Annotated in this window: 2 protein-coding genes; both read right to left on the bottom strand. The window is 69.5% G+C overall.

The genetic code is table 11. The features are described from left to right. Positions 1 to 717: NDP-sugar synthase (locus ACIP4P_RS45060; RefSeq protein WP_400930342.1), on the bottom strand; the 717-nt coding region annotated here is incomplete at its 3' end. 73 nt (positions 718 to 790) lie between these two features. Then, positions 791 to 1,783 (bottom strand): SDR family NAD(P)-dependent oxidoreductase, encoded by a 993-nt coding sequence (locus ACIP4P_RS45055; RefSeq protein WP_350517444.1) that lies wholly within the window; start codon positions 1,781 to 1,783, stop codon positions 791 to 793. Positions 1,784 to 1,959 lie beyond the last annotated feature (176 nt).

Here is a 1,959-nt window from a genome sequence, read left to right as displayed (position 1 = left end):
GGTCGACTCGAAGGGCATCAGGACCGGGCGGATCGAGGAGAACTCGGCGTTCGCCCGGTCGTAGTCGTCCGGGCGGCCGATGTCCAGCCAGTAGCCGCCGAAGTCGTACGCGGCCGGCGGGGTGTCCGCGGCCAGCAGGTCGAGCACCAGCTCGTCGAAGCCCAGCGGCAGGCCGGGGGTGTACTTGGCGAGCGCCGAGCGCGAGACGCCGTAGACGCCCATCGAGACCCGGTAGTCGATGCTGGGCTTCTCCTGGAATCCGGTGATGGTGCCGGAGTCGGCGGTGAGCACACCGAAGTCGATCTTCACCTGGCGGGCGTAGGTGGCGATCGTCAGCGGGGCGCCGGACGACTCGTGGTGCTTGAGCACCCCGGCGAAGTCCAGGTCGGTCAGGATGTCGCCGTTCATCACCAGGAAGTGCTCGGGCAGGCGGTCCTGCATGGTGAGCAGCGGGCCCATGGTGCCGAGCGGGCTGTCCTCGACGGCGTAGCCGACCCGCAGGCCCCACTGCGAGCCGTTGCCGACGTAGGCGCGGATGATGTGGCCGAGGTGGCCGATGGCCAGGGTGACGGTCTTGAAGCCCGAGGCGGCGAGCTGGCGCATCACGATCTCCAGGATCGCGTGCTGGTCGCCGATCGGGACGAGCGGCTTGGGAAGCGCGGTGGTGTACGGGCGGAGGCGGACGCCCTTACCGCCGGCCAGGATCACTGCGTGCATGGTGTTTCCCCCACGGAAAAGGTGTGTAGGACACGAACCTTGGCTACCAGGACGAGCATGATCGTTACGGCGGTCAGACGTTGTAGATGTCGGTCTTGTAGCGGGCCAGGTTGGCCGGGTCGCGGAAGAACTCGATGGTCTGCTCCAGGCCCTGCTCCAGCGTGAAGTTGGGGGCCCAGCCGGTGGCCTCGCGCAGCCGGGTGGCGTCCGCGACCAGGCGCATGACCTCGGAGTTGGTCGGACGGATGCGCTGCTCGTCCTCCTTCACCACCAGGTCGACGCCCATCAGCTTGCCGACCAGGGTGACCAGGTCGCCGACGGAGATCTCGCCGCCGGTGCCGGCGTTGAAGGTCCGGCCGACCACCGTCTCGGCGGCCGCGGTGCCCACCGTGCGGAAGGCGTTGGCGGTGTCCTTCACGAAGGTGAAGTCGCGGGTCGGGCGCAGGTCGCCCAGGGTGATCTCGGTCTGGCCGGCCGCGACCTGGGCGATCACGGTGGGGATGACGGCGCGCATCGACTGGCGCGGGCCGAAGGTGTTGAACGGGCGCAGGGTGACGACCGGGGTCTCGAAGCTGGCGTGGTAGCTGTCGGCCAGCCGGTCCCCGCCGGCCTTGGAGGCGGCGTACGGGGACTGGGTGTTGATCGGGTGGTCCTCGGTGATCGGCACGGTCTGCGCGGTGCCGTAGGTCTCGCTGGTGGAGGTGTGCACCAGGCGCGGGATCTCCTGGTGGCGCACCGCCTCCAGGACGTTCAGGGTGCCGGTGACGTTGGTGTCCACGTACGAGTGGGGCGCCCGGTAGGAGTACGGGATCGCGATCAGCGCGGCCAGGTGGTAGACCGCCTCGGTGCCCTTGACCAGGCCGTTGACCGAGCCCGGGTCCCGGACGTCGCCGAGGACGATCTCGACCGAGTCCAGCACCTCCTGCGGCAGGGTCTCCAGCCAGCCGAAGGAGGAGAACGAGTTGTACTGGACCATCGCGCGAACCTGGTGCCCGTCGGCAACCAGGGTCTCGACGAGGTGGGAGCCGATGAAGCCCTCGGCTCCGGTGACCGCGACGCTGCTCATGCGGATTCGCTTTCTCGATGTTCGGGGCGGTCGGACGTCTGAGCACGCCCGGCCGGTGGTGCCTCGGAGGAGGCGGGTACTCAGCGGTGTTGGGTGGTGCGGCCGAGCGCGGGCCCGGCGGTGGCGGTGAGGACGAGCGCGGCCGCCCCGCAGCCGATCAGCTGCAGGACGATCGG

The organism is Kitasatospora sp. NPDC089509, from assembly GCF_044749365.1.
In the GTDB taxonomy this organism is placed as follows: Bacteria; Actinomycetota; Actinomycetes; order Streptomycetales; family Streptomycetaceae; genus Kitasatospora.
The sequence above is the reverse complement of the archived record's forward strand: the minus strand, read 5'-3'. Positions and strand labels throughout refer to the sequence as shown.

Bases quoted from the DNA above. Each gene is read 5' to 3' on its own strand.
- ACIP4P_RS45055 (WP_350517444.1), bottom strand. From the start codon at position 1,783: ATGAGCAGCGTCGCGGTCACCGGAGCCGAGGGCTTCATCGGCTCCCAC.